This is a genomic window from Aequorivita vladivostokensis (assembly GCF_000952855.1).
Classification (GTDB): Bacteria; Bacteroidota; Bacteroidia; order Flavobacteriales; family Flavobacteriaceae; genus Aequorivita; species Aequorivita vladivostokensis.
The window spans coordinates 66306-85204 of record NZ_JSVU01000005.1; the positions used below are offsets into that span (position 1 = coordinate 66306).

An 18899-nucleotide genomic window follows, 5' to 3' on the forward strand; every position below is an offset into this window, starting at 1 on the left:
CGTGAGATTTGAGACATTAGATTTTAGATTATGGAAATCCCGAAGCTTCGCTCCGGGATTTTTTTTCAGGAAAACCAGTATCTTTAGACTTCAAAAAAAGAGGATTTATGAAAAAAATTTATATCGAGTTTAAATGGGCCATAATTTTCACCATCACAATGCTCTCATGGATGCTGCTTGAAAAAACCTTGGGCTGGCATGAAGAGCAAATTGCAGACCATCAATGGCTCACGCTTTTGTTTGCCCCTTTTGCCATATTGATGTATCTGTTGGAAATGCGCGAAAAGCGAAGACGTGCACATGGCGGAAAAATGACTTGGCTGCAAGGATTTATCTCTGGGGTTATACTCAGTGTGTTTGCCGCATTGCTATCGCCCTTGGCGCAATATATAACGCATAACTATATCACGCCCGAATATTTCAACAATGTGATAGAATACTCAGTAACCAACGATCTTATGACCCGCGAAAAGGCCAACGAATATTTTAACATAAACAGTTATATGTGGCAATCTGCCATTGGCGCCTTAGGGTTTGGGATAATTACCGCAGCAGTAGTTGCAATCTTTGTGCGGAAAAAGTAACCAAAAAGACATTCATACCGTAACTTTACAACTTCCGTTAAATCTTCGGAATCATTTTAAGAAAATGCGGGCATTAATTGTTTTTTTTGGACTTCTCCTCTATCCTATTCTTCTCCTTGGGCAAGAAAATGGTACGGTTTCCGAGTTGCTTAGGGAAGCACAAGGCAAGGTGTATTCCCAGCCCGAACAGACGGAAAAAATCGCGGAATATATAATCAAACAAGCCGAAAGCGATACCGTAAAGGCCCATGCCCTCCTCCTGCTTTCACAAAGTCAATACGCGCAGGGCAACCTGAACGGAGCCGCAAAAAATATACTCGAGGCCCAGGAACTCACAGGACAAAATGAGGATGTGGGACTAAATTTGCAAATATTGCAGTTCGCCATAAAACTGATGCGCGAATTGGGCCTGCACAACGTTGCACAACATTATTTAAGCATGCTCCATTCCCTGCAGAAAAAAACTGACAGCGACAGCGCCACCCAAATTGCCGCCATTATGACGCAAGACAGCGCAGCTGTGCGTTTGCAGGCCGATGATTATCGAAAAGCGGAAAGTCTCTTACTGCTTTCGCGAAAAGAATTTATAAACCTAAAAGATACCCTCGCTCTTTTTGAAAACGCCTTGCTCCTTTCAGAAGTTTATAAAAACACCTCACGTTTAGGCAAAGCTGCGGTTGTGCTTCAAGAGGAGCTGGACAAAATAGCCCCCAAAAATGGCGGAAGTTTTCAGGAATTGCAACTGCTTTGTCACTTGGGTGAAATTTCGTTTTCCGAAAAGGAATACGAAACATCAATCCAATTATATGAGCGTACCTTAAAGTTGGCAGAACTCTTCCGAAACAATTATTTCCAAAGCAAGTGTCTGGAAGGATTAAGTTTGAATTATCTAGCCCTAGAGGACGCCAAAAAGTTTTACGCTTTTAAACAAAAGACCGGAAACTTTGCGGCACTTGCACAAAATGACCGGAACCAAGCGGTTAATACGGTATTCAATTTTATAAGTGATTCTGGAAACCAGAAAATTCAAAGCTATCGGGACAGTGCCTACATCAAAATATACATGCTCCTTGGGTTTCTGGGCTTACTCCTCTTGGCCGGGTTAATGGCAAACCATTGGTACCGTACTCGGGCGAGGGAATACAATGCCATTTTAAAATTTATCCAACCCACCCCACAAGCAAAAGAACCCGAACCCGAACCCGAAAAGCTTCATTCGGAAAAAAGTTCGATTGTTCCCGAAGATATTGAAAGGAACCTGCTCAAAAAACTCGACGCCTTTGAGAGGGGAACTAAGTTTACCAATCAAGAAATGAGCATTGCATACCTTGCCTCCCTCTTTGATACAAATACTAAATATCTATCAGAGGTAATCAACAGGCAAAAGGGCAAAAATTTCAACAGTTATATCAACGAACTTCGAATTAATTACATCATCGAAAAACTAAAGACCGAACCTGTTTACTTCAACTATAAGATCAGCTATTTGGCTGAGGAGAGCGGGTTTTCATCGCACAGTAGTTTTGCTACCGTATTTAAGTCGGTCACGGGAATCTCGCCTACCAAATTTATGGATCTACTTCAAAAAAGAAAGGAAAGCGCATGAGGAATAAGGCTGTCATATCACTAATTCTCTTAAGCTGCCTGCTTCACGGAGAGTCGCTTTTTGCCCAGAAGAAGTTGGACAGTTTAGTAAACAGTGCCACAAGTATCATTTTTGAAAATCCGGATAAAGCCATCTCGTTGGGGCTTCAGGTATATGGCGAAGCAACCCAGGCCAAAACAAAAATTGGCGCCCTTATGCTTATCAGCAATTCCTACCTTTCCAAAAGAGAAAACAGCAAATCGTTGGAATATGCATTGATGGCTCGTGACCATTTAAACGAAATAAGCAGTATAAAAACCCGTATAAATGTACTGAACGCCATAGGCATGCAGCACCAACAATTGCGTATTTACGATAAGGCTATAGATTATCTGGACGATGCGCTGCTGCTATCCAAGCAGATCAAGAACCCGGATAGCCTTCCATCGCTTTTGGGCTATAATTATACCATTCGAGGTTTTATTTACCGAGAACAGATGAGCTGCGATATTGCCCTGAATTATTTTGACAAAGCGATTGTTCAATTCAAAAAGATAAGCGGAAATAATGCCATGACCGCAAACCTGAGCACCTTAAACTATAACAAGGGCAACTGCTTTCTGCAAATAGGGCAAATAGAGGCGGCCCGTGAAAGTTTCAACAGGGCGATAGCCTACGCGCAAGAGGTAGGCGCCAACAGCCTTTATGCCTTTGCCAAAAAAGGATTGAGCGAGGTTTATACCGTGGAAGGAAATTATGGGAAGGCCATTCAAGAATTGAAGGAGGCCGAAAAAACTTCAGAAAAGGTAGGCGATTTAATTTTGAACCAGGGTATTTATAAGAATCTTTCCGATAATTATTTGGCACTCAACAACCGTGAACTGTATAAAACCTATTCAGAAAAATACTCTGCTGTACAGCAGCAGATTTATGAGCGGGAGCAAAAAACCATTGACAATTCCATCAAAGCATTGATTGAGGAGAATAGATTGACCTCCAACAGTATCATTTCAAAAAATAACCGTATGATAATTGCACTTATTATTCTCGTTGTTTTGGTCTTGGGATTGTCTATTTATTTTCTTTTGAAAAACCGTCGAAAATTTCTTGTGGCGAAGGAAAAACTACAGCATCTGCAAGTTTAAGTTCCGAAACTTACTATTTCATTTAGAAAATATAAGATTCTAAAAATCAAATTTTTAATGAAACTCATGCTTTCAGATTTCGTGAATTTGAAAAGGCATATCCTTTTATTATAGTATTAATTAGCATAGTTTCGAACCCATTAAACTAAAATCTTTTAAAACAATTGACGATGAAAAAAATTACCTTTTCTGTAAAAAGTGTCCTTTTGGCATGCTTTCTCATAGGAGCTGTCTCAATGGAAGCCCAAGTAGAATTTAAGTTGCAAACGGAAATGTTTACACGTTTCAACGACGTAAACGATAATGGCCAAGGTGTTACCACGGGCCAATATTACGATTTTGCAAGCAACGTACTTATCAATATGGAGCCCGAAGCTACGGGTCTTGCCTCCATAAACAATAATGGAGATGTTTCTGGCCAAATGTATTTTGATGAGCCAAACGGCATTATGCAGCCCGCGGTGAAAAAGAACGGAGTTTGGACTCCCATAGGATGGTTTCCCACGGCCGATCCTGCCCAATCGGGATTTACCACTTATGGTATTTCTCCGAACAGCAAGTATGTAACAGGGCAGATGTCTATCGGGTGCTGCGATTTCGGCACTTTTTTATACGATACAGAAACGGAAGAGCTGTTTGAAGTTTTTGACCCTGCGGGAGAGACTTTGACGGCCTATGCGGTAACAAATGACGGTCTAATGGTTGGCTGGTTGGACCAGCCCGACGGCGGCGGAACTTTACGGGTACCGGCCTTCTTTAACAAAGATGGAGACATCACTTTAATTCCAGACGGTCAATTGCCGCAATTCAATACAAATACCATTGGGGACATAAACAGCTCCAACGTTATGGTGGGCGATTTTGATGGCCAGCCGTTTATTTATGATATGAATACCCAAACCTTCACGACCTATGATGCCCCACAAGGCAATAGCGCCACATTTACCAGCATTTCAGACAATGGAATAGCAGTGGGCTTTGAGGATGTGGATTTTCAGATAAGGGAAGCAATTATATATCATCCCGATTTAGGTGAACAACCGCTATATTTAAAGGATGTACTTTCAGATTTGGGCGTAACGATCAACACCGCCGATGGCATGTTGGGAACCGCGTACAAAATATCTGACAATGGAAACTATGTGGCAGGATGGGTAAACGGTCCCCCGGTATTTGCTGAAGGTTGGATGGCGTATTTAGACGACAGTATCTTGGGAACGCAGAATGTACTACAAAACACCGTATCTTTCTATCCAAACCCTGTGGAAAACGTGCTTCATTTAAATTCAAAAGAAATGATCGATTCAGTAGCTGTATATACTATTACTGGACAAAAAGTTTCAAATGTAACTTTTAATGAAAACCAGACTGAACTAAATCTTTCCAGCCTAGCGAGTGGCGTTTACCTTGTAAAGGTATCGAGCAATGGTAATGTGGAAAATTTAAAAGTGATAAAACAATAAGCAGACTCCCTAATTTTATGCACTGCGGTGCAGGCCCCTTTTCAAAGTTTGGAAAGGGGTTTTTTATTTTTTATAGGGGAAGGGAAGCAGGTTTCTGGAACAAGGCTGAAAGTGAATTATTGAAGGGATACATTGCTATAGGTGGAATTGATGGTAATGGTTTTGTTTGAACGGTTATTTTGGTTGAAACCTTTCACCAAAACTCTGCCTGCACTTTTGGATTCGTTCAATTGAAGGGTTTTGGGGTATTTCAAAGTAGATTTACTTCCGGTGAAATAGAAGGAAAACGCCCCACTGGGAATTTTCACTTTCGCATCGGTATTCTCAAGCCGGATGTCCAGCGTTTCAAAACCTTCGGAAATCCTATCTATTCTCAATTCGCCGAAAGAACCGGAAAGAAAGGCCTGATTACTGATGTTGCCAATGCGCACATCGCTGGAATTGGCCTGAAGATTTATGTTCTGTACATTTTCAATCTTACAATTATCTACGTATTTCACATTTAATCCACCCTGTTTCCAAACATTCACCACAATCGGGGCATAAGAGGCATTGATGAGGGTTTGTCCCCCATCAATGCTGTTTGCCGTAAATGGCGTATAATTTAAATTGGCCTTAACATTATTGGCATCTGCCATTTTCAGATCGCCGTGGCGCACGTTCACCTCAGTTTTGGTGTTTTTCGGCACGCGGATAATAATGGTTCTCTTTACTTTGCCGCTGTTCACATTGTCGTTACGGTTTCCTTGAATAACAATGGCGGTACCGTGCGGGCTTTTGGTGACAGTTTTGGTATAATTGCCTCCCTCGTCGTTATATTTTTTTTCAATTTCATTTGCCCAGGCTTCCATTTTTTTACCGTATTCCTCGCCCCAGGCTTCCATACGTTTTCCAAAATCCTCACCCCAAGCTTCCATTCGCTTTCCATATGCCTCGCCGATGCTGTCGGCCCGTTTTTCATCCCACGAATCCTCAAAGCTCTTGCCCCATTTCTCCATCTTCTTTTCAAAATCCTTTCCGAATCTTTTATCCATTTGGGCTTCAAATTTCTTCATATAGCCTTCCTCATCCTTTTGGAATTCCTCATAATCAAACTGGATGTTTCCAATGTTCTCCATCAAATCCTCGGGAAGGGGCGGCACTTTTATATTTTGGATCATAGGCATAACCATATCCTCCATCAACGGACCGATAAAGTCGAGATTGGGCATATCAGTCATCGCAAAGGGCTGGTTTCCCGCGTTGGATGTAATGGTTACTTTTTTACTGTTACCGGTAACCTGAAGATCCCAGTTTTTCATCAATTGCTCCTTCTCTTTTTCTGAAAGGTTTTCACCTTCAATAAATGCTTCTACCGCAACTTTGTCCTTGTTCCAAGTTTCAAAAACTACGTTTGTAAAGGAGGTGTTTACGGATACTTCTATATTATCGGCCACATTAAAGCTCTCCACATATTTTTTTTGTGAATACCCAAACGTGGTTGCCAAAAGTAGCACAAGCGCTGTACTACGTTTGAATGACTTTAAATTCTTCATTGTTTTGTTTTTTAAGTTCCTTTAATTTGTTTTTCAGTTTGAACAGCAAATCCAAACGAAGTTTCAAATTGTCGATCAATGCAGTTACGGTGGCTTCGGTGGGGCCTACCCTGCCCAGTTCGGCATTCAGTGCGGTATATTCCCTATCCAGTTCGGCAAGCCGCTGCATATAGCCATCTACCAAATCTTTATTGTCCTCGGTAATTTTTAATGACGCCAATTGCACGTTGATGCCGGCCATATAATATTCCTCCACCTTTTTAAGGTCTGGGGAAATATCCGCCAGGGTAAGTTTTGGTGTATCGGCACTTTCCACGGTTGTAGCGGGAATTTCCACTATGGCATTGGTTGCATCAGTCGCCACTTCGGGTTTGGATAACTGCTGATAGCCAAAAAAGCTCACAGTCAAAAGCACGACCACCATTGCCGCAATCTTTAACCAAGGGATGGTCGTGTGTTTTTCTTCGGAAATATTCTCTGAAAAAACCCCGTCCAGTTTGGCTTCAAATCGCGCTCGGTGCCCTTCACGGGGTTGGCGCGGTTCCGGCTGGTAATTTTCAAACATTTTTTTAATATCCTGTGCCATAGCGCAAGTGTTTAAGTGTTTCTTTCAATTTTGTTTTTCCCCGGTGCAGATAGGTTCTCGAGGCGTTTTCAGAAATCTGCAGTATCTCTGAAATTTCCTGATGGTCATATCCCTCAATCAAAAACAACTTTACGGTTGCCCTATAATTTTCCGGTAGCCCCTCAATGGCTGAAAGCACTTCGGAAATAGATATTTCATCAGAAATAGACCAATCCGATTCGTCTTCCACCATTGTAAAAACTTCTTCATTTAAAGATTGCAATTCCAACTTTCTGGACTTTAAGGTGTCCAAACAGGTATTTATCACAATCCGTTTTAGCCAAGCCCCAAAAGTGACGTCTCCTTTAAACTGGCTTAACTTTTTGAAAGCTTTAATAAAAGCCTCCTGCATCGCGTCTTCCGCGGCCGCGGTGTCCTTTAAATACCTACGGGCTATAACATACATGCCTTCGCAATATTTGTCATAAAGCGCCATTTGCGCCTTTCTATTGCATTGTTTGCATTGCTCGATAAGTAGTGAATCGGACAAACTTGATGGTTTTTTTGGTTGCTGTTCCCTTAAAGGACGACAAAAGATAAACGATGTTGCAGATTTTGATTTTTTTTTCTTGAAATTTTTCTCCAAAACAGTGTCAAACCAGGCTATTAAACTTACGGAGCCACAGCAAAACAATTTGCGGGAACCATTTAAATTTTTGTATCTTGGACGCAAAAATTCGCAAATACACTTTGTAATTTTACCGAAATTTTACTCCCCGATAATTTTTGGCATACATTATGTCTAAATATTTGAGAATTAGCTTATAAATTACTGTTAACTATTCATAAAAAAGTGTTTAGATTTTAGAAAGCAGTTATTTTTTATGCTAAATTTGATAAAATCATCAACCTATGAAAAAGAAATACGCAGATTTTGACAAATTGAACCGCTTGCTCGTGGCCTGTTTTGAGGCGGAGAAGCTGTACTATAATGCCGCGCAAGATGCCCAAACTACAGATTTGAAGCGGTTTTTAAACTATATGGCAGTGGAGCGAAACCGAATGAGCCACGACATTTCAAACGAGCTTCACTCACGCGACATAGAACCTCTAAAGCAGGATTCTGAAAAAGGAAATCTGGACCGTACCTGGCAGGAAATCAAGGACGCCTTGGAATATTTTGATGCCGATGCCATTGTGAAGTCCTGCATAAGCCGGGACCGTAATAATATTAAAAGATATGACGAGCTTTTGGAGCGCAGGGAACTGCCGGATAGTATTTTGGAATTACTCGAAAAGCAAAAGTATCAATTGGAATGGTATATAAAACAAGCGGCACAGCAGACCAAGAAAAGCCCCTTTGTGGAAACCCCAAAAGAAGAAAAAAAAGAAGAGCCCAGTAAGGAAAATGACGGGGGGAAAGTGATAAATTTAAAGGCAATGTAAAAAAGTAAAGCCCCGAAATTTCGGGGCTTTTTTTATATAATTTAATGACTATTCGTCAAGCAGGAGATTAAGAGTTACGGTAATATTATCACGCGTAGCTCGAGAATAAGGGCAAACCTCGTGAGCTTTATTTACAAGATCTTCACCTGTCTCTACATCTACCCCAGGCAAATAGCAATCCAACGTAGCCCGCAGTTGCAAATCGCCGTCCTTGGTCTTTCCTATTTCAATATTTGCCGTTACGCTCATATCGTCACCTAATTTTATTTTTTTGCTTTCGGCAACCATTTGTACCGCGCCCCCAAAACAGGCTGCATAAGCGCTGCCAAAAAGTTGCTCTGGGTTGATTCCCTTTCCGCCGTCACCGCCTAGGCCCTTTGGCACAGAAAGTTCCATATCAATTTTACCGTCATCGGTAGTTACGTGACCTTTTCTTCCACCCACAGCGGTTGACGAAGCTTCATATAAGATTTTCATTTTTTTCTGAGTTTTAAAATTATTAAATTTCAAGATACTACCTAAAACCCGTTTCTAAAAGAACATATTCATAAAATTGTCCTAAATTCACACTGTGGCAGAAAACAAAAAAAATAAAAGCGCATTGGCTGAACGGGAAGGTGTCCCTCAACCCACAACCTTAAACCTAAAAGTGGTAGAAGGCCTGAAAAAATTCAGGAAAAAAACTCCTTCCGTGGAAAGCCTACTCAAAGGCATTTTAAATCAAGACCAGGGCGCATTGAGCCAATCCATAACCCTTATTGAAAGTACGGCATTAAAACACCAACAACAGGCCAAACAAATTATTGAGGGTTGTCTTCCCCACGCCAATAAATCTATTCGCGTAGGTATAACAGGCGTTCCCGGCGTAGGCAAAAGCACATTTATTGAAAGCTTCGGAAAGCTGCTGATTTCCAAAGGAAAAAAAGTGGCAGTACTTACCGTGGATCCAAGCAGCAGCATTAGCAAAGGGAGCATTTTGGGCGACAAAACCCGAATGGAGGAACTGGTAAAAGAGCCCAATGCCTTTATCCGCCCCTCCGCCAGTGGCGATACCTTGGGCGGTGTGGCCCGAAAAACCCGCGAAACCATCATCCTCTGCGAAGCCGCAGGTTTTGATGTAATCCTGATTGAAACCGTGGGCGTGGGCCAAAGTGAGACCGCAGTCCATTCTATGACAGATTTCTTCCTGTTGCTAAAACTTGCCGGTGCCGGCGATGAACTGCAGGGCATAAAACGCGGCATTATGGAAATGGCAGATTCCATTGTTATCAACAAGGCCGATGGCGACAATTTGAAGGCCGCAAAGATGGCGAAAAACGAATTTAACCGCGCCCTTCATCTCTATCCCGCGAAGGAAAGTGGCTGGGCACCAAAAACACTTTTGTGCAGTGCCCTTAAAAATGAAGGCATTGCTGAAATCTGGGAAGTGGTTTCAAATTATTTTGAAACCGTAAAAGGCAACGGCTATTTTCAGTATAAGAGAAAAGAGCAAAATAAATTCTGGCTAATGCAAACAATTGAAAGCCGATTAAAAAGTGAATTTTATGCGAATCCTTCAGTGAAAATAGAACTCGAAAAACAATTGAAGGCAATAGATGAAAATAAAACGACACCTTTTGCCGCTGCGGAGAAACTGCTTTCCCTTAAAAGATGAAAAGTATAAATCTCCAATGATGGCTGCTATATTTTGAAGATATAAAATACATTTTAGATTTTACCCATTGGAATTTAGGTTACAATCCTTTCCCTATGTAATTTCACCGAAACGTAAAAAATAAGAAGTGTCAAAACTCCAAAAAGCACGGCAGATGACCCTATGGTTCCCAAGTCTAGCCCACCTTTATCGGTAGATTTAGTGAGCAAATCTCCAAAAGTGGCCCCAAAGGGTCTGGTAAGTACAAATGCTATCCAAAACAGAATAACGTTCGATATTTTGCTGAAAAAATGTAAAAGAGCGGTAATCAAGATTAGTGAACCTATCAAGAATGCTCCGCCGCTAAAGCCCAAACCTGAATCATCCGCCAAATAATCACCAAGCGCCGTTCCCAAAGTATTTGAAATTAAAATGGTTATCCAATAGAACATTTCGGGCCTAAAGTTTTTAATATCGGTAACCGAAAGCGACCCCTCACTTTTATACCAAACAAAAAGCATGGAAACGAGCATTATGGCCAATATGGATGCCCCCGTTGCGTAACCCAGACCCAAGGTTCTATCCATAAAATCAGACATCGTAGTGCCGGCCGTGCTTGTGGCAATAATAACCAACCAGTACAAAACAGGAATGTATTTTTTTACGCTCAACTGGGCTATTAGCGTTGCAATAAAAAAACCTATCAGAATTATGGAACTAAGCCCGTACCCAATATTGAAGGTCATCGACAGCATATCGCCCGCGGTTTCTCCCAAGGTGGTTGCGCAAATTTTCATTATCCAAAAAACCAATGTTACTTCAGCTACTTTTTTCATCTTCTTATTTTTTTACACAAACAGTCAAATTCTTTGGATGGATTGCAATCTCAATGTTCGGTTCTTTCAGCGTGAAAAGCCCACCATCCTTTTGGACCTTTAAAATTGTATTGTCCAAACCCTTAATTTCCAAAGCTCTAAGTTGTTGAAACCGCACTTCCTTTAACCAATGATGTTTTTTGAAAAGAAATAGCATGGTAAAAAGCATTAGTTTGAAACGTGAAAGTTCTGGCACGATAACCACATCCAACAATCCGTCCTGCAATGAAGCGCGGGGCGTCAAGCTCATTTTGTAACCCATTTCGTTTGAATTGGAAACAAAAAGCAGAAAGGGCGAAATCAATTCGGTGGTTCCGTTGTATTTCAGTTCCACTACATTTTTATAATGATATTTTTTCAGTGTTCGCAACGTGGATTTCACATAGCTGAATAGCCTGCGGGTAGTATTTTCCTCAAAGTCTGAAATGACGTGCGCGTCAAAACCAACGCCAACATTGCTGAAAAATGGCTTACCGTTTATTGTTGCCGTATCAATCGCGATTGTATTTTGGTTTTTAATGATGCTGAGCGCTTTCTTAAAATTCTTCGGAATTTTCAAATTGGAAGCCAATCCATTGCCCGAACCCATCGGCAAAATTCCCAAAAATACCGAAGTATTCACCAAACAGGAAGCTACTTCATTAATGGTTCCATCGCCCCCACAGGCAACTATAATTTGCGCGCCTTCTTCAATGGAAGCTTTTGTGAGGGCCGTGGCGTGTAAAACAAATTCGGTTTTCTTTATTGAAATTACAAATTCGGACTTCGGAAAATAGGCTTCCAACATATCGGTGGAAAGTTCATTTTTCCCTTTCCCCGCAATTGGGTTTACAATAAAATGAAGGTTAGTTTTCAAGTCCCAAACTGTTTAGTTTCAACCCACCATTTGAAAATAAATAGTCCGCGGTTTGATAGTTTGAAATTATTTCCTTCAGAAAAGTTTCATCTTCTTTCAGCGGTAAAAGTTCGTTTGTTTCACGGTTCCATTGATAACAATTTGAAACCTTTTTGTCGCCCAGAACCATCACTTTGTCATTGCCCTTTAAAAGACCGAGCTTTCGATATGTGCCCACAAAAGCGCGCGCTTCCTCAGGTTTCATCTTTAAAATATCCGTTCCGTATAAATTGGAATTGTAGTTCCAATTTAAAAGTGAAAACAAGGTTGGAAAAATATCTATCTGCGAAGCCATTTTATCAATCTTTAGGGGCGGAGTGTTTGGCAGATTTAGTATCAATGCGGGAATGTGATAGTTTTTTACATCCAGTTCCTGCCTGCCAGCGCTGGAGGCGCAATGGTCCGCCATAATTATAATGACCGTGTTTTTGAACCACTCCTTTTGCCGTGCCTTTTTTAAAAATTCGCCAATCGCATAGTCGGTATATTTTACGGCCCCACTTCTCCCCGAACCCGATGGAATGTCTATTTTTCCTTTCGGATAGGTGTATGGTCTGTGATTGGAAGTTGTCATCACAAAATCGAAAAACGGTTTCCCTGCACTGTGGGCCTCATCGGCAACTTTGATTACTTTGTTGTAAATATCTTCATCTGCAATTCCCCAAGCATTTTCAAAAGTTACCTCATCATCCTCAATATTGGTGCGGTTTGTGGTAATGCTTTCGTCCATCAAAAAACCGCGGCCACGGTCCACGATGTTGAACCCGTTTCCGCCAAAAAAGCTGTTCATATTGTCAAAATAGCCATCACCACCGTAAAAGAAATTTCTGTTATAGCCTTTCTGCCTAAAAACCTCACCAATAGTGAAAAGTTGCTGGTTGTTTTCGCGCTTCACGATGCTTCGGCCCGGAGTTGGCGGAATGGAAAGCGTAATAGCTTCCATCCCCCGAACGGTACGGGTTCCCGTGGCAAAGAGGTTGGTGAAAAACAGACTGTGGTTTGAAAGGGAATCCAAGGTGGGTGTAATGTTTTCGGTATTTCCAAAGCTTCCGAGAAACTTTGCGCTAAGGCTTTCCACACAAATAAAAATCACGTTGGGCCTTTCTTCGGGCAGCGAATCTGTATTCAAAATATTTCGATAAATCAATTCCTTTTCAGGGAAAAGCAGACTGTCGCCGCGCTTTTTAAATTCGTTTTTTACTTCGGAAAAAGCTTCGTTTAGAGGCAGAGTTTTGTAAAAATCTGTAAATGAAAGCTCGTTATTTTGAAATGCAGCAAAGAAAGAATAAATCCCAGTTTTTGCAATTTCGTTGTTGTACCGGTTTTCAAATTGCTCGGCATCCTTGTTTTTTACGAAGAGCGCAAAAACCAGAACAGTACCAAAAACCAGCAGTGTGGGGAACAGCTTCTCCCCAAAAGTACTTTCGCTTTGAAATGTTTTCTTAAAAATGCCCATTCGCACAGTGATAAAAAGAAGCGCTGCCGTAAGTATTAAAATTCCGCTCACCAATAATGGAATGGGATACGATTCGTTGATGTTCTTTACTACTTCATACGTGTAAATAAGATAATCTACCGCAATAAAATTGAACCGGTTTTTGAATTCTTCCCAAAAAGTGATTTCCGCAAAAAAGGAAAAAAGAAAAATCACAAGCCCCAGGGAATAGGCGAACCAGGTTACTATTCTATCAAAAATTGACCCGTGACACCGCCGTGGAAGCAACAATAAATACAGGGCATACGGCAGCGCGAAAAACGAAACCGTGCCCAAATCAAACAGGAAACCTATTAAGAATGTATTTGCTATTTTGAAAAAAGACAGGTCTATTTCCTTAAACACCCAAACCACAAAAATGAGCCGTAGGAGGGTGGATAGCATGATAAAAATTTTTACAAAGTAAAAAAGCAGTTTAAACCGGGAAGGGAATAGTTTGGACACGTTGAAATCAATTTAAGTACGAAGGTAGTGTCTAAACTGAAGAGCCCCTATTTATAGTGTCCCGGGGATGTCCTATATGGTTATGTTGGACATATTCTGCAGTTATTTTAGCGATTTTCGGTACTCGGTGGGCGTAACGCCCTTGTGTTTTTTGAAAGTGGCGTAAAAATTAGATTTTGAACTAAAGCCCACCTCACTGGCAATTCCCAGCAGGGAAAAGTTGGAATAGTGGGCATCGTCCATTCTTTCCAAAAAAGCCTCCACCCGGTAGCCATTCACAAAATCCTGAAAATTGGTATTCATATGGGTATTCAATATTTCAGAGATGTATTGCTTCGGGATTTGCAACCGTTCGCCCAAAGAAGTCAGGGAGAGCTTGCTGTCCATAAAGCCCTTTTCTTCTTCCATAAAAGCCGTGATTTTTTTAGTATAACTTTCAACCAAATCTTCCTTTAGCCCCGACGTCCGGTACTTTTTTATTTTGGCGAAAGGAACTATTTCTGAAGGTGACACAACCAGTTTCCAAGCCATAAAATAGAAAAGAAAAGCAATGATTATAAGGGTTAACGCATTGTTCTCGGGATTGCTGAAATACGGAATCTGCCCAATATTGAACCATCCCAAAATTTCATTTGCCAAAGACAGCCCCATAAGAAGGGCCAAAGGAAAAATAAAGAACGCCATCCATTTCTTCCTATCGGATTTAAGGATGGCCCAAATGGTAAACAGCAAGTACGACAGGAAGCCCAATTCTACCAAAAGCTCTATTATTTCAACAAGCATGATATCTTCAGCGGCATTGTATTTCTCGTAAAGCTCAATGATGAAATACAGCAGATTGGGCAAAAAGAAGAGCAGATGTCGGGGTTTAAAAACTTCGCGTTGGGAAACGAAATACATTACAAACAACAGCAGAAAGGTGATAAATAGCGAAGAGTCAAAAAAGAACCAATCTACTTTTTCCTCGAAAAACCCGTTGTCGTCATCGCCAATAATATAAAATATAATGGACGCAATACTTCCTATGAGTAACCAAAAGGTGGGTTTTTGGTATTTTTCCCTGTTGGCCATCAAAGCCACGATAAGAAAAACCCCTTGCAATAAGATGATTATTTGAAGTATTTTCAGCATTTAGAAACGGAAAGGAATGAAGCCCGAAGTTAAAAATTATTTTTAAACCATTCGGTCTGCGCCTCCAATCCCGCTTTTAATGTAGTCTGTGGATTATAGTTCAATAATTTTCTGGCCTTGTCGATATTTGCTTTAGTTCGCGATTGGTCGCCGGCGCGGGGCGGTTTCCTTTCGGTTGCAATTTTGGTTTGAAGAATTTCCTCCACCGTTGCAATGCCCTGTGCCGTGGTGCTTTCGGTTTCGGTGCCGAGATTGAAAATTTCTCCGTTGCAAATTTTTTCCTTTCCAAAAACACTCACAATTCCGTCAACAATATCCTGCACATACGTAAAACTGCGCAAATGCTTTTCGCTGCCTTCAAAAAGCGGGAAGACTTTGTTGTTCAGCCCACAATCTATCAGTCGGGTATAAAGTTTGTCAGGCCTTTCGCGCGGGCCGTAAACGGAAAAGAGCCGAAAGGACGTTCCCTGCAATTTCTGTTCACGGGTTTTTGCCAGTACCAATTGCTCTGCGGCGAGCTTGGTAACGCCGTACCACGAAGCAGGTTTGGGCGCAACGGTTTCGGGGAACGTCGCTTCAAGCCCGTAAATTGAAGAGGTGGCAATGTTTACAAAAAACGGCCGCTTCAGAAGCTTTTCAGCAAAAGTTATCAAACGTTGCGTCGCCAAAATATTATTGCTGAAATAATCCTCAAAAGTAGATTTATCCGAGATTCCGGGATGGGCGGCAAAGTGGAAAATATAGTCGAGGTCGTTTGGAAGCTTTGCGGCCAAATTATCCGTTCGCAAATCCAAATTATATACTTCAATGTTTTTTTCGCTCAGCGCCTTTGCGTTCAGCGTCTTCAGGCCAAGATCGTAATAGGGCGAAAAATTATCGATGCCGATCACCTCGTGGCCCATTTCACCTAATCTTTCCGCAGTGTGGGAGCCGATGAAACCAGCCGCGCCCGTAACAAGTACTTTCATAAAATCTGTTTCAGTTGCAAAAATAGCATCTTTTTTAGGCAATCACTTTTATTATTATGAATTATCCGAAATACACACATAAACTTTTAAACCTATAAACTTCTAAACTAAAAAAATTACTTTTGCAGAAACCTTTTCAAAAATCTCAATGTACGAATTCACCATAATTGTACCCGTTTATAACGAAGAAGAAAACCTGCAACGGGTGGAAAAGGAACTACTAGCCTACACACAAATTGCTACCAAAAAAACTTCTATCCTTTTTGTAAACGATGGTTCAAAGGACAACAGCCAAGCGCTGATTGAAGACATCTGCAACCGAAACGAAGCTTTTCATTTCATTTCGTTTAAGGAAAATCGCGGCCTCAGCGCTGCCATAAAAGCGGGTTTTGATTATGCTGAAAGTCCGCTGGTGGGTTATATAGACAGCGATTTGCAAACCGACCCAAAAGATTTCAACCTGTTGCTAAAACACATTGGCGAATACGATTTGGTAACGGGCGTCCGCGCCGACAGAAAGGACAAGTTTGTGAAAAATATGTCATCCAAAATTGCGAACGGTATTCGCCGCGCCTTTACACACGATGGCATGGATGATACGGGCTGCCCGTTGAAAGTGATAAAGACCGATTACGCAAAACGCATCCCAATGTTTAAAGGGCTTCACCGGTTTCTGCCTGCGATGATTCTTTTGCAAAACGGCAAAATAGTACAGGTTCCCGTAAAGCATTTTCCGCGAATGGCCGGCACGGCAAAATTTGGACTTTGGAACCGTTTGATTGGCCCTTTGATGGACTGTTTCGCCTATCTTTGGATGAAGAAAAAATACATCAACTACGAGATTAAAAGCAAGGGATGAGCAACTGGATTGTGTACGGCATTGGCTTTTTGGCACAAATCCTTTTCAGCGGAAGGCTTATCGTGCAATGGATCCTTTCCGAAAGAAGCAAACGCATCATCACGCCTTCCACATTTTGGAAACTGAGTTTGCTCGCTTCTTTTCTGCTTTTTGTGTATGGGCATTTGCGCGACGATTTCGCCATAATGCTCGGGCAAGCGCTTACATATTATATCTACATCAGAAATCTACAGTTGCAGGGCGAATGGCAGAAATCGCCAAAATGGTTGCGGATTTTTCTGTTTATTTTTCCAATTTTGATAGTTGTTTACGCTTACAACAATGGCGAATACGACATCGAGAAACTTTTCAATAACGAAGACATTCCGCTGTGGCTGTTACTTTTGGGGATAATTTCACAAATACTTTTTACCCTTCGTTTTGTTTATCAATGGATCGTTTCCGAAAAAACAAAAACCTCGCAATTGCCAGTAGGCTTTTGGCGGATGAGCGTTTTGGGAGCTTCGCTGATTTTAACCTATGCCATTTTCAGAAAAGACCCCGTGCTTTTTGTGGGCCATATAGCAGGCTTGATTATATATGTGAGAAATATTTTTATTTGGAAAAAACAGGCACGTTATGAAATTTGAAAGGAACTATCTGCTACTTCTTTTGCTCACCTGCGCCGCTATTTTCTTCGTGAATTTAAATTCGCTGCCGGTAAACATTATGGAAGCGCGAAACTTCATCACTGCCCGCGAAATGCTGAATGACGGCCATTGGCTGCTCACAACCATCAACGGCGAACCGCGTTACCAAAAACCCCCGCTTCCCACTTGGCTTACTGCTTTTTCGGCAGCAATCTTTGGAATAAAAAGCGTTTGGGCGCTGCGGCTACCAGCGGCGATTATGACGCTTTTTCTCGTACTGTTTTCGTATAAACTCGCAGAAAAACTTACTTCGGAAAAATTATATGCTTTTATAAGCTCGCTGATAATGGCGACCTCCTTTTACATCGTTGCCTCCGCCCGCGATGGGCAGTGGGATATTTACACCCACGGGTTTATGGTAATCTGTATTTATCTGCTCTACTTATTTTTCATAAAAGAAACCCACAAATACCGAAATGCACTTTTAGCGGGACTCTTTTTTGGCTGTTCGTTTTTAAGCAAAGGGCCCGTTTCGCTTTACGCCCTACTCCTACCCTTTTTGATTGCCTTTGGAATTGTTTACAAATACAGAAATTTTAAAACTCGGTGGTTGCCACTTCTTGCGTTTTTGGCCGTGGCTTTTGTGGTTTCGTCTTGGTGGCATTGGTACACGCTGACCTTTGATCCCGCCGCAGCGGAAATTACCAAAAAGGAAACCACCAACTGGATAAGCTACGAAATAAAACCGTTTTATTATTACTGGAGCTTTTTCACCCAAAGCGGGGTTTGGACCATTCCCGCGTTTATAGCCCTGCTCTACCCCTATTTAAAAAATCGTGTTTTCAATAAAAAGGCATATCTGTTTACCTTTCTTTGGACGATGCTTTCGGTGATTTTACTTTCCCTGATTCCCGAGAAAAAGTCGCGCTATTTATTGCCAGTCTTAATTCCGATGGCGCTAAATACGGGTTTTTATATCGAATATCTCTTCCGAAGCTTTAAAGAGTTGAAAGATAAACGCGAAACGATTCCAGTCTATTTCAACTTCGGTTTAATTGGTTTTATAGGCATAGCTTTCCCCGTTGGCGGCTATATTTTTCTGAAAGATGGACTTTCAGGAAACTGGGTTTGGTTTGTGCTGCTTTCCATCGCTTTATTTTCCATCGGAATTTTTATGTTCAGAAATCTTTTCCGAAGAAAAATTGCAACCGTTTTTTATTTAACCATCGCTTTTATTGTTGCCGTGATTTGGTTCGGCCTACCGCTCAGCAAGGCCATAACCATAAACCCAGACTACAAACCGTTTTCTGAATTGCACAATTTTGAAGAAAAAGAGAACATAAAAATCTACGAATTTTCAGGAATGACGCCCGAACTTATTTGGGATTACGGCGAAAAGATGGAAATGCTAAATAAAGACGGCGAATTTATAACCCCTGCCGAAGACCGTTTTGGGGTTTTGGTTTCAGAGGAAAGTTTAGAGCATTTTAAGGAAGTTTACCCCAACTTCAAAAGAGAGCATATTGCCCGTTACGATATGAATCCGAAGGGACCGGACAGCCGCACGCATAAAACGAGACTATATCGGGAATTGTTTATTGTTTCCAAGAAGTGATGCTCTCAAACCTAACAGGTTTTGAAAACCTG

The 18899-nt window shown here is 41.4% G+C and carries 18 protein-coding genes; 9 read left to right on the plus strand and 9 right to left on the minus strand.

Going from position 1 to position 18899, the window contains the following annotated elements; translation table 11 throughout:
• The first annotated feature begins 107 nt into the window (after positions 1–107).
• The 4 genes from MB09_RS09165 to MB09_RS09180 all read left to right on the plus strand — a co-directional run bounded on the left by MB09_RS09165 (position 108) and on the right by MB09_RS09180 (position 4777).
• A complete protein-coding gene (locus MB09_RS09165; protein ID WP_045080605.1) occupies positions 108–584 on the plus strand; it encodes a DUF4199 domain-containing protein in 477 nt (158 codons plus the stop codon).
• Between the two features lie 64 nt (positions 585–648).
• Positions 649–2190, plus strand: coding sequence for a helix-turn-helix domain-containing protein (locus MB09_RS09170; RefSeq protein ID WP_045080606.1), 1542 nt, complete (start codon positions 649–651; stop codon positions 2188–2190).
• Entirely contained in the window at positions 2187–3314 is a 1128-nt protein-coding gene (locus MB09_RS09175) for a tetratricopeptide repeat protein (RefSeq protein WP_131459879.1), read from the plus strand. The genes MB09_RS09170 and MB09_RS09175 overlap by 4 nt, the downstream gene beginning before the upstream one ends.
• A gap of 170 nt (positions 3315–3484) precedes the next feature.
• Positions 3485–4777: a T9SS type A sorting domain-containing protein gene (locus tag MB09_RS09180; RefSeq protein WP_045080608.1), complete on the plus strand. Its 1293-nt coding sequence runs from the start codon at positions 3485–3487 to the stop codon at positions 4775–4777.
• A gap of 116 nt (positions 4778–4893) precedes the next feature.
• On the opposite strand, the gene MB09_RS09185 is transcribed toward MB09_RS09180, so the two are convergent.
• From MB09_RS09185 to MB09_RS09195, 3 genes are read right to left on the minus strand one after another with little or no spacing between them, the layout of a single operon-like run.
• Complete coding sequence (locus tag MB09_RS09185; protein WP_052671343.1) at positions 4894–6312, minus strand: DUF4097 family beta strand repeat-containing protein; 1419 nt, start codon at positions 6310–6312, stop codon at positions 4894–4896.
• Positions 6284–6898: a hypothetical protein gene (locus MB09_RS09190; protein WP_045080609.1), complete on the minus strand. Its 615-nt coding sequence runs from the start codon at positions 6896–6898 to the stop codon at positions 6284–6286. The genes MB09_RS09185 and MB09_RS09190 overlap by 29 nt, the downstream gene beginning before the upstream one ends.
• Complete coding sequence (locus MB09_RS09195; RefSeq protein WP_084709087.1) at positions 6882–7427, minus strand: RNA polymerase sigma factor; 546 nt, start codon at positions 7425–7427, stop codon at positions 6882–6884. Before MB09_RS09195 ends, MB09_RS09190 begins: the two co-directional genes overlap by 17 nt.
• A 362-nt stretch (positions 7428–7789) precedes the next feature.
• On the opposite strand from MB09_RS09195, the gene MB09_RS09200 reads away from it, so the two are divergent.
• Complete coding sequence (locus MB09_RS09200; RefSeq protein ID WP_045080610.1) at positions 7790–8323, plus strand: DUF2383 domain-containing protein; 534 nt, start codon at positions 7790–7792, stop codon at positions 8321–8323.
• A 48-nt stretch (positions 8324–8371) separates the two neighbouring features.
• Here MB09_RS09200 and MB09_RS09205 read toward each other — a convergent pair whose 3' ends face one another.
• Positions 8372–8800, minus strand: a complete 429-nt coding sequence (locus tag MB09_RS09205) for an organic hydroperoxide resistance protein (RefSeq protein WP_045080815.1) — start codon at positions 8798–8800, stop codon at positions 8372–8374.
• 94 nt (positions 8801–8894) lie between these two features.
• Here MB09_RS09205 and meaB point away from each other — a divergent pair, with 94 nt between their 5' ends.
• Positions 8895–9977: a methylmalonyl Co-A mutase-associated GTPase MeaB gene (gene meaB, locus MB09_RS09210; protein WP_045080611.1), complete on the plus strand. Its 1083-nt coding sequence runs from the start codon at positions 8895–8897 to the stop codon at positions 9975–9977.
• Between the two features lie 74 nt (positions 9978–10051).
• Here meaB and MB09_RS09215 read toward each other — a convergent pair whose 3' ends face one another.
• The 5 genes from MB09_RS09215 to MB09_RS09235 form a co-directional block, all read right to left on the minus strand.
• Complete coding sequence (locus MB09_RS09215; RefSeq protein ID WP_045080612.1) at positions 10052–10792, minus strand: COG4705 family protein; 741 nt, start codon at positions 10790–10792, stop codon at positions 10052–10054.
• A 4-nt stretch (positions 10793–10796) separates the two neighbouring features.
• Complete coding sequence (locus MB09_RS09220; protein WP_045080613.1) at positions 10797–11687, minus strand: diacylglycerol/lipid kinase family protein; 891 nt, start codon at positions 11685–11687, stop codon at positions 10797–10799.
• The gene (locus tag MB09_RS09225) at positions 11677–13605 is read right to left on the minus strand and encodes an LTA synthase family protein (protein WP_084709073.1); all 1929 of its coding nucleotides are present in this window, start codon (positions 13603–13605) and stop codon (positions 11677–11679) included. Before MB09_RS09225 ends, MB09_RS09220 begins: the two co-directional genes overlap by 11 nt.
• A 162-nt stretch (positions 13606–13767) precedes the next feature.
• The gene (locus MB09_RS09230; RefSeq protein ID WP_045080615.1) at positions 13768–14796 is read right to left on the minus strand and encodes a helix-turn-helix domain-containing protein; all 1029 of its coding nucleotides are present in this window, start codon (positions 14794–14796) and stop codon (positions 13768–13770) included.
• A gap of 29 nt (positions 14797–14825) precedes the next feature.
• Positions 14826–15764 (minus strand): NAD-dependent epimerase/dehydratase family protein, encoded by a 939-nt coding sequence (locus tag MB09_RS09235; protein WP_045080816.1) that lies wholly within the window; start codon positions 15762–15764, stop codon positions 14826–14828.
• A 148-nt stretch (positions 15765–15912) separates the two neighbouring features.
• On the opposite strand from MB09_RS09235, the gene MB09_RS09240 reads away from it, so the two are divergent.
• From MB09_RS09240 to MB09_RS09250, 3 genes are read left to right on the plus strand one after another with little or no spacing between them, the layout of a single operon-like run.
• Entirely contained in the window at positions 15913–16623 is a 711-nt protein-coding gene (locus tag MB09_RS09240) for a glycosyltransferase family 2 protein (RefSeq protein WP_045080616.1), read from the plus strand.
• Positions 16620–17252 carry a lipid-A-disaccharide synthase N-terminal domain-containing protein gene (locus MB09_RS09245; protein ID WP_045080617.1) on the plus strand — a complete coding sequence of 211 codons (633 nt, stop codon included), beginning with the start codon at positions 16620–16622 and terminating at the stop codon, positions 17250–17252. Before MB09_RS09240 ends, MB09_RS09245 begins: the two co-directional genes overlap by 4 nt.
• Complete coding sequence (locus MB09_RS09250; protein ID WP_045080618.1) at positions 17242–18867, plus strand: ArnT family glycosyltransferase; 1626 nt, start codon at positions 17242–17244, stop codon at positions 18865–18867. Before MB09_RS09245 ends, MB09_RS09250 begins: the two co-directional genes overlap by 11 nt.
• Positions 18868–18899: the final 32 nt, after the last annotated feature.

Bases quoted from the DNA above. Each gene is read 5' to 3' on its own strand.
- MB09_RS09165 (WP_045080605.1), top strand. From the start codon at position 108: ATGAAAAAAATTTATATCGAGTTTAAATGGGCCATAATTTTCACCATC.
- MB09_RS09180 (WP_045080608.1), top strand. From the start codon at position 3,485: ATGAAAAAAATTACCTTTTCTGTAAAAAGTGTCCTTTTGGCATGCTTT.
- MB09_RS09225 (WP_084709073.1), bottom strand. From the start codon at position 13,605: ATGCTATCCACCCTCCTACGGCTCATTTTTGTGGTTTGGGTGTTTAAG.
- MB09_RS09215 (WP_045080612.1), bottom strand. From the start codon at position 10,792: ATGAAAAAAGTAGCTGAAGTAACATTGGTTTTTTGGATAATGAAAATT.
- MB09_RS09250 (WP_045080618.1), top strand. From the start codon at position 17,242: ATGAAATTTGAAAGGAACTATCTGCTACTTCTTTTGCTCACCTGCGCC.
- MB09_RS09175 (WP_131459879.1), top strand. From the start codon at position 2,187: ATGAGGAATAAGGCTGTCATATCACTAATTCTCTTAAGCTGCCTGCTT.
- MB09_RS09235 (WP_045080816.1), bottom strand. From the start codon at position 15,764: ATGAAAGTACTTGTTACGGGCGCGGCTGGTTTCATCGGCTCCCACACT.
- MB09_RS09245 (WP_045080617.1), top strand. From the start codon at position 16,620: ATGAGCAACTGGATTGTGTACGGCATTGGCTTTTTGGCACAAATCCTT.
- MB09_RS09240 (WP_045080616.1), top strand. From the start codon at position 15,913: ATGTACGAATTCACCATAATTGTACCCGTTTATAACGAAGAAGAAAAC.
- MB09_RS09200 (WP_045080610.1), top strand. From the start codon at position 7,790: ATGAAAAAGAAATACGCAGATTTTGACAAATTGAACCGCTTGCTCGTG.
- MB09_RS09205 (WP_045080815.1), bottom strand. From the start codon at position 8,800: ATGAAAATCTTATATGAAGCTTCGTCAACCGCTGTGGGTGGAAGAAAA.
- MB09_RS09190 (WP_045080609.1), bottom strand. From the start codon at position 6,898: ATGGCACAGGATATTAAAAAAATGTTTGAAAATTACCAGCCGGAACCG.
- MB09_RS09230 (WP_045080615.1), bottom strand. From the start codon at position 14,796: ATGCTGAAAATACTTCAAATAATCATCTTATTGCAAGGGGTTTTTCTT.
- MB09_RS09170 (WP_045080606.1), top strand. From the start codon at position 649: ATGCGGGCATTAATTGTTTTTTTTGGACTTCTCCTCTATCCTATTCTT.
- MB09_RS09185 (WP_052671343.1), bottom strand. From the start codon at position 6,312: ATGAAGAATTTAAAGTCATTCAAACGTAGTACAGCGCTTGTGCTACTT.